Genomic DNA, 8,210 nt, shown 5'->3' with positions numbered 1-8,210 from the left:
TTTTTTACATCCTCGATCACATCAATTTTCTTTCTAGGCATATTAGGCCCCCCTTCCATGTAAGTTAGTTATCACAAGTGTAATCATTAAGCATTATCGTGTCCAATGGAATAAGGGGTCCTAAAAGTATTCGGACAGCTTTCCTTAATTTATCACCTTTCGTGTCCGAATCATGCGCGTATTCGGACAGCTTTCCTTAATTTATCACCTTTCATGTCCGAATCAGTGGCCTATACGGACAGCTTTCCTTAATTTATCACCTTTTGTGTCCGAATAAGTGGCCTATTCGGACAGCTTTCCTTAATTTATCACCTTTCGTGTCTGAATCAAGCACCTATTCGGACAGCTTTCCTTAATTTATCATCTTTCGTGTCCGAATCACGCGCGTATTCGGACAGCTTGACTTGATTTATCACCTTTCGTGTCTGAATCAAGCACCTATTCGGACAGCTTTCCTTAATTTATCATCTTTCGTGTCCGAATAAGTGGCCAATTCGGACAGCTTTCCTTAATTTATCATCTTTCGTGTCCGAATAAGTGGCCTATTCGAACAGCTTTCCTTAATTTATCATCTTTCGTGTCCGAATCTTGCGCGTATTCAGACAGCTTTCCATAATTTATCATCTTTCGTGTCCGAATCAGTAGCCTATTCGGACAGCTTTCCTTAATTTATCACCTTTCGTGTCCGAATCAGTGGCCTATTTGGACAGCTTTGATGAATTCAAAGTAAATCTTATTATAATCTCTAGCATATAATCATACGAAAAACAACAAGTCCTTGCCCATATAGTAAAAAAGACCAAGGCCCCCAGAATTGCACTGGTTACCGCTGATCTTTAATGGATTAATGAATATTCCGCTTTTTAAAGTTACCGCCTCTCACTTCAGCAACGTCATAGACAGTTACAAAAGCTTCCGGGTCAATTTCTTCAATGATTTCTTTCATTTTGCTTTCCTCTAAACGGTTAATGACACAAGTAATTTCTTTGAATTGTTCATGCGAATAGCCGCCTAGCACAAGATTATAGGTGGCGCTCCGCCCTAATCGGTCACGAATGGTTTCTACCATTACCTCCGGTTGAGTCGTAATAATTTTAAAGGTTCTAGAACCGCTTAAACCTTCTTCAACAATGTGAATCACTTTTGAAGCAATATAGTAAGCGATTGCGGAGAGAATAGCCCCTTGAAGACCGAAAACGGTTGACACCACAATAAAGACAAACACGTTTAAAAAAAGTATAAAATCACTTGTTCCAAAAGGTAATTTTCTGGAAAGAAGAACAGCTAACATATCGATTCCATCCAGGGCACCGCCATTACGTAATGCGAGCCCCATCCCAAAACCGATAATGATACCGCCAACAACCGTTACTAACAATGTATCTCCTTCGATAATGGTTGGTACATGATGCATAAGCATAGTACCAGCAGCCAGTGAAATAATCCCAATCACCGAATAAATGGCAAAACTTTTACCGATTTGCTGATATCCTAGAAAAACAAAGGGGACATTCAGAATCGCAATTAAAAGCCCTAGAGGCAAACCAAATAACTGTGAACCCACGATACTCAGACCGGTCACACCACCGTCTGATACGTGGTTTGGGATCAACACTGCTTCCAGCCCATATGCTGTGATAAAGCCTCCAATAATAATCAATAATGCCCGTAAAATCTTTCTAAGTTTTCTGTGTTTTTGTTTTCCCATGCAATTTCCTCGTCTCATAAAATTTCATCTTATCTCTTTCCAAACTATGCTCATTTGCCGTGATGAAGCATAGAATTTGTTCAGCTAGATAAGAGGGCCGATATGTTATGTAGTAGTTATATATACACTTGTTTATTATAGTCCATTATTTTTTTCATTCACAAATCCTATGCACATTCAAATAGACCGGATATTTATGTATGAAACTGTTTAAGAATTGAAAGGCAAAAGGTCTAACCTGCTGAATAGGAAGTTAGACCTTTTTTCATTTAAATCCATCATAACTCAACCTCAATACTTATCTCAGATAGCGGGTTTTTATTTTAATCAGATTTCTATTTAAACGGTGAATCACTATAAAACATTTCCGTATAATAAGGCTGTGACTCATTGCTAAATGCCACTCCAACCCCTAGATACTCATAGCTTTCCTGGAGAATGTTTTCTCTGTGTCCTAAGGAATTCATCAGCCCTTCGTGAGCAAAGATACTGCTGAACTGACCGAACGCCAGGTTTTCGCCTGCCGTCATAAAGCGGATACTATCTTCCTCCATTCGATCAAATGGTGACTCCCCTTCTAAATTGGTATGGCTGAAGTATTGATTTTCTGCCATATCCAGGCTATGATCCCGCGCCGTTTCTCTTACATGATCATCCCATGTTAATATGGGGAGATTGTGATTTACTCTAGTTGCGTTCGTTAAATCAAACAACTGATATTCAAATCCTTCTTTTAGTTCTTGGCTTGGGCTGGCATAAAAAGCGTTTTTGCTTTGTTCCAATTGTTCATCGATAACTTGAATGGCTGTAACTGTATGATTTTTGTGTTTATCATAAAAAATCGTGACATAGCTGCTATCGATCAGAAATACATCATATTCTCCATTACTATTAATCTGATAATTGATCAAACCTTTTCTCATGATTGATTCCGGTGTACCAAGATGCTCCTGAACTAATTGTTTAGGGGTTCCCCGTTTTATTCCTGTTGTAGAGGCAATCAAATCTTGATTGGTATAAAGACCGCGAACGATATTATTTTCATCATAAGCTACCATCATAAAATTATGATAGTTTTCATGATAAGCTTCCCAGCTGACACCATATTCATTTTTCGAAGTCCTCTTCGGTTTGCCCATTACCTGCTCAACATCTGTTCTTGAATCACCCAATTCAATATTATGAATCGAAAATAGTTGATTTTCAGGTACTGTTAATGCTGGTATTTCCGTATTTGTATCTTTAGAATTTGTTGGCACATTGTCAAATGACTCAGTGAATGAATTTAATTGCTGATTAAGCGCGTCTAACGCAAAGTTGATTTCTGGATTTTCTCTTAAGAAATCAACTGCAGAACGGATAGAATCCCGAGAGGAGGGGACAAGCTGCTGAACTGGCTCTTCCCATAACGGCTTTGACACGTATCCAATAAGCAAAATCATAATGAATAGAACCAATCGTTTCACATCGGCACCTCCAATTCCGTGACATGAATCTATTACTTTTCATAATGGACAAAATGGCTGTATTTAATTCTTCTAAAAAACTAAGAGTTTAAGATTAGTTATTGCCGAGTGTACCATGTGTTAGGGTATTCGTTCAAAGATTATGTGCTATTTTACGCCGTGGATTTTATTGGGATTTTTGTGAAGTGCGAACATTTACTTTCCAACCATAGCTGCTCAAATAAAAAATGTAGTCCCAAAAGGGCTACCATTAATTAATAATTAGAAATTTCTATTAGATTACCGTCAAGATCTCTTGTTATCAACTGATAGGATCTCAGCGAATGCCCCTGTTCTCTTTACCGGACCTTCTTCACTATACGAGCATATACTAAATCCTCCAAATGTTTGCCCGTAAAATACAACCGACCCTGCGATTATTTGGCAGGGCCGGTCATTTCCTAGAATCAGCTGCTTCTCGTGCAATTCTTAGTCAGTAATCCTAATTCATATAATGCATGGACAATTCCATCTTCTTCATTCGATTTGGTTACCATGTTGGCATAAGGTTTAATTTCATCGTGGGCATTTCCCATGGCAACCCCCATCCCTACAAAGGTCAGCATCTCTTTATCATTTAATCCGTCACCAAAGGCAACAGCTTCCTTGGCGGAAAAACCGAGATATTCAAGCATTGCTTTAATGCCAGATGCCTTTGACACATCAGCTGACATAACATCCATAGATAGATGATGCCAACGCGTAAAAGTCAATTCTGGAATCATCTCATGATAATACCCTTCTTCATGCTGCTTACAGTAAACCATCGCTTGATAGATGACCTCTTCTTTCCAAAATTGCGGCTGATACTCCGGACAATAATCTAACTTTAAGTCTTGAAAGCTTTTGATAATTTCTGGATGATCCTTATGATTACTAACCGTTTTGAGATGGCTCGAAAAAGTGAGAGGGTGCCCCAGCTCACTCGAATGCTTCATTAATTTTTCCAACAGGTCTTTACTAATCTCTGATTTTTGCGGTATAACTTTACCTTGATAACAGGCATACGCACCATTCATTGATACAAAGGAATTTAGACCAATTTCCTCAGCAATATCGGTAAAATGATAAGGAGGTCTGCCAGTAGCCAGAGCAACTTCAATCCCATTTTGTTTTAATTGTTTAATCGCCTGTTTGGTTCCTTCTGAAACTCTTTTTTCATGGTTAACTAAGGTGCCGTCAATATCGAGAAAAACAATTTTATACATAATCATCTACCTTTTTCGAGAATGTGAGGTTCTCGCTTTTTTGCCAAATTGACTGCCTTCATCCAGTCCCATTATAAAATGAAAAAGCAGCTTTTCTGTCAGCTCAACATCCTTCATACTTAAAGTCTCCACTGGTGTATGTGTATATCTTGTCGGTATCGAGATATTCGCTATCGCGACACCGTATTCTTCAAAGACAATAAACGCATTTTCAGTGATAACACCGACAGCAATTTCCCGCTGATAAGAAATCATCTGATCTTCACAGGTTTTCACTAAAGCCTCTACTAATCTAGTATCGGGCAACACTCCTGCCAGCGTCCCTTTTCCATGATAGTTTAAAAAAGTGAGGGCTGGGCCATTGTCTAGACTTACGCTCGAATAATTAGGAAGATCAGGTGTATCACATGCTGGTGTTACATCAAGACCAATCGATACATCTGGTTTGATTTTCCGAACGGCCGGTAAAACGCCTCTAATATTAAACTCTTCCTGGACACATGCAACCAGATACACATCCCAATTCAATTGATCTTTATTTTTCGATAGCAGTTCTGCAAGTTTTAAAAGAATTGCGCAGGCAACGCGGTTATCCATCGCTTTTCCTGTTACCCAGCCATTTTCCCTTTCCAGGAAGTCAGCATGAAAACAGACGCAACAGCCTGCTTTGACACCTTTCATCTCTGCTTCTTCTCTGGATGTAACCCCAATATCAATATAGAGCTTATCTTGTGGAGGAAACGTTCCTTTTTCTTCAGGTTTTAAAAAGTGATAAGCCTTTGTCCCAACAACTCCCGGAACAATCCCTTTCTCTCCCACCACATCAAGTTTCAAACCCGGCAGAACATTTATATTAGCCCCGCCAATTCTTTCGATAAAAAGGAAACCCTTCTCATCAATATATCTAACAATAAATCCAACTTCATCCATGTGGCCAAAAACCATGACTTTTCTTGCATTCAGCTTTCCTGATGGAAAGTGACAGATCAAATTTCCTATTACATCGATTTCTATTTCGTTACTATAATGAGAGAAATATTCATTCATATAATCGATTACGGGGTCTTCTCTTGAACTGACTGCATGAATAGATGTTAATTCTCTTAGGTATTCTTTCGTTGACTTCAATTTAATCATCCCATCTCTTCAATTAACTGGAGAAAATTTAGATACTAAAAGCCTTTCTAATCTCTGAAATAGCCTTCCTTTTTTCTTCTACCTCACTATGTCTATAAATGTATGAACCTACTACAAAAACATTGGCGCCTGCATCTTTACAAAGCTTTGCTTCCTTTGGCATGATCCCCCCATCAACTTCAATATCAACCGATAGATTTTTACTTTCGATCAGCTGTCGCAGCTCGGAGATCTTTGGCAATACACTGTTTATAAAAGGCTGGCCCCCAAAACCCGGATTTACTGTCATGAGTAAAATCATATCTACCTCAACAATTAAATGTTTTATAGAATCGATAGGTGTAGCTGGATTTAGCGCCACACACACTTTCTTGCCATGATCTTTTATTTGCGACACTAAGCGATGCAGATGATGATTTCCTTCTGCATGAACAGAAATGATATCTGCACCAGCTTTAACAAAATCGGGAATATATCGGTCAGGATTCTGGATCATTAAGTGGACATCAAAAATCAAGTTTGAGTGCTTTCTAATTGATTCAATGACGGCTGGTCCAAATGAGATACTTGGCGCAAACAAACCATCTATCACATCAAGATGCAAAAAATCAGCCCCGCCATTTTCTGCAGCTTCTACTTCTTTTCGCAGATTTGAGAAGTCCGCATTCAAAATAGATGGGGCTATTTTATATGTCATCTAAAACACCTCTCTACCCTTTCGAGATATAAAATTAATTTAATTAAAATCTAAGATTTTACTAACTCGTCAAGAAAGGGCTTTACGATTTGCATGATCTCTTTTTTATTTTTCGATTCGAGTATTTTGAGTAGAGTATCTTCATTTCTGATGATCTCTATGACTTTCTGCAGCATTACCAGTTGCGAAGAGGGATGGGTAATCGCTAGCATGAATATAATACTTACTTGAATCCATTCACCCGTATCCATTGCTTTAAATGGAATCGGATTCCTTAAAGTCCCTATGCCAATACAGCCCTTATTAACATGAAGAGGGTCCGTATGAGGGATGGCAATTCCGATTCGATTTGTTGATAAACCTGTTGGATACTCTTCTTCTCTAGCTATTAATGCCTTTGGAAATGTTTCTTTCACATAGTTTTCTTTTAAAAAATTTTGACTGAGCTGAAAAAGAGCATCTTTATAATCATTGGCTGCAATGTCTAGTTCAACCAAGCCTTCGTTAAAAATAAGCGAATGATCCTCTTGAGTCCCTTTTTTCATACCATCTCTCCAAACGTTTTGTGATGCAAAGAAGTGAAAGTGTCTTATCAGCCGGAAATGCTATCGCCTTGATCTTGTTTTATCCCAGGCTTTTTAGTTGAGAAGTAGAACGCAATCGCAGTAATAGCAACCAATCCTATAATCCCTAAAATTCCAGGTCTCATAAGCACTGCAATAACGAAGTCAAAAACGTTGCCAACATAAAGAGCAGAAACTTCTGTCCCATCACTGGCTGCATTAAATCCGCCTTCATTCGCAAGGTCCGTATAGGTTGGGGCAAAATATGTAGCAATGTATAAGACAAATATCATATTGATAGTGGAGCTAATAAGAGTTCGAATCACATCACCTTTATGCATGATGGTTGCCATACAGATAAAGAATGGAGCAAAAGCTAAATCTGCCAATGGTAAAACGTTGTTACCCGGTAATATGGCTGCCAGTAATAAAGTAATCGGGATTATTAAAATTCCCACAGTAATCGTGGTAGGATGTCCTAAAGTGACCGCTGAATCCAATCCAATATAAAATTCTTTCCCTTGAAATCTTTTATTAAAGAATTCTTTAGCTGCTTCTGAAATTGGCATTAAACCTTCCACGATGATTCGAATCACCCGCGGAAAAAGAATCATTATTCCGGCGACAACAATGACAACATTTGCACCCTCTTTAAATCCTGTGCCAGCCAACAAGCTGATGATTACTCCTAAAATGACACCGATGATGACTGGATCACCAAACATACCGAATCTTTTTTGGATAAATTGAGTATCCATATTCTTGTTTTTCAAAAAAGGGATCTTATCAAATATTTTATCAGCTAAGGCATACAACGGAACCGTAGATGTTGCATAACCCTGACTAATTGAGATCCCATCAATACCAATAATTTTTTGAACTCTTTTTGCTGTTAAATCTGCGACTACGAGTGAGAATATGGCATGGAAAATCGCTGCTATTAAACCGTAAAGCAGGCTTCCGCTAACTAATGCAACGAGAGAACCTGTGAGGGCATAGTGGGAGTAATTAAAGATGTCAATGTTCATTGTTTTAGTTAATCTTAAGAAAAGCAACAAGACATTTAATCCAAATATAATGGGGATAATTAATGCACCAACTGCCGTAGAAAACGCTATCCCCGCAGAAGTGCCAGAGCCAAGATCAATAACTGTCAGATGAAGACCAAACCGATCGACCATTGATTGAACCGCTGGAGATAAATACTGGCTTATTAAGCTAACTACTAAGTTTAGGCCTAAAAATCCAACTCCAACAGTCACAGCAGATTTTATCGATTTTAAAAAACTCAACCGAAAAAGCAGACCGACAACAATCAGTACCAATGGAACAAAGACGGTGCCACCAAGTGATAAAATATAATCAATTACACCCTGCATACCCTATTCTCCT

Annotated in this window: 7 protein-coding genes; all 7 read right to left on the bottom strand. The window is 38.5% G+C overall.

Annotated features, from left to right (window positions below; translation table 11 throughout):
- Positions 1-844: 844 nt before the first annotated feature.
- A complete protein-coding gene (locus MLE14_RS01920; RefSeq protein WP_243296566.1) occupies positions 845-1,708 on the bottom strand; it encodes a YitT family protein in 864 nt (287 codons plus the stop codon).
- Between the two features lie 335 nt (positions 1,709-2,043).
- Complete coding sequence (locus tag MLE14_RS01915; protein WP_243296565.1) at positions 2,044-3,174, bottom strand: CAP domain-containing protein; 1,131 nt, start codon at positions 3,172-3,174, stop codon at positions 2,044-2,046.
- 446 nt (positions 3,175-3,620) lie between these two features.
- The gene (locus MLE14_RS01910; protein WP_243296564.1) at positions 3,621-4,421 is read right to left on the bottom strand and encodes a Cof-type HAD-IIB family hydrolase; all 801 of its coding nucleotides are present in this window, start codon (positions 4,419-4,421) and stop codon (positions 3,621-3,623) included.
- A 6-nt stretch (positions 4,422-4,427) separates the two neighbouring features.
- Positions 4,428-5,549 (bottom strand): M42 family metallopeptidase, encoded by a 1,122-nt coding sequence (locus tag MLE14_RS01905; protein WP_243296563.1) that lies wholly within the window; start codon positions 5,547-5,549, stop codon positions 4,428-4,430.
- A gap of 37 nt (positions 5,550-5,586) precedes the next feature.
- Entirely contained in the window at positions 5,587-6,255 is a 669-nt protein-coding gene (gene rpe / locus MLE14_RS01900; RefSeq protein WP_243296562.1) for a ribulose-phosphate 3-epimerase, read from the bottom strand.
- 50 nt (positions 6,256-6,305) lie between these two features.
- A complete protein-coding gene (locus MLE14_RS01895) occupies positions 6,306-6,800 on the bottom strand; it encodes a PTS sugar transporter subunit IIA (RefSeq protein WP_243296561.1) in 495 nt (164 codons plus the stop codon).
- A 47-nt stretch (positions 6,801-6,847) separates the two neighbouring features.
- Positions 6,848-8,197 carry a PTS galactitol transporter subunit IIC gene (locus MLE14_RS01890; RefSeq protein WP_243296560.1) on the bottom strand — a complete coding sequence of 450 codons (1,350 nt, stop codon included), beginning with the start codon at positions 8,195-8,197 and terminating at the stop codon, positions 6,848-6,850.
- Positions 8,198-8,210 lie beyond the last annotated feature (13 nt).

The organism is Bacillus litorisediminis (assembly GCF_022808645.1).
GTDB classification, from domain to species: Bacteria; Bacillota; Bacilli; order Bacillales; family JC228; genus Bacillus_BF; species Bacillus_BF litorisediminis.
Note: the sequence above shows the minus strand (reverse complement) of the source record. Positions and strands in the feature narration are given on the sequence as shown.

Excerpts from the sequence above, each read along its gene's own strand:
- MLE14_RS01920 (WP_243296566.1), bottom strand. The coding sequence starts at position 1,708 with ATGGGAAAACAAAAACACAGAAAACTTAGAAAGATTTTACGGGCATTA.
- MLE14_RS01910 (WP_243296564.1), bottom strand. The coding sequence starts at position 4,421 with ATGTATAAAATTGTTTTTCTCGATATTGACGGCACCTTAGTTAACCAT.
- rpe (WP_243296562.1), bottom strand. The coding sequence starts at position 6,255 with ATGACATATAAAATAGCCCCATCTATTTTGAATGCGGACTTCTCAAAT.
- MLE14_RS01895 (WP_243296561.1), bottom strand. The coding sequence starts at position 6,800 with ATGAAAAAAGGGACTCAAGAGGATCATTCGCTTATTTTTAACGAAGGC.
- MLE14_RS01890 (WP_243296560.1), bottom strand. The coding sequence starts at position 8,197 with ATGCAGGGTGTAATTGATTATATTTTATCACTTGGTGGCACCGTCTTT.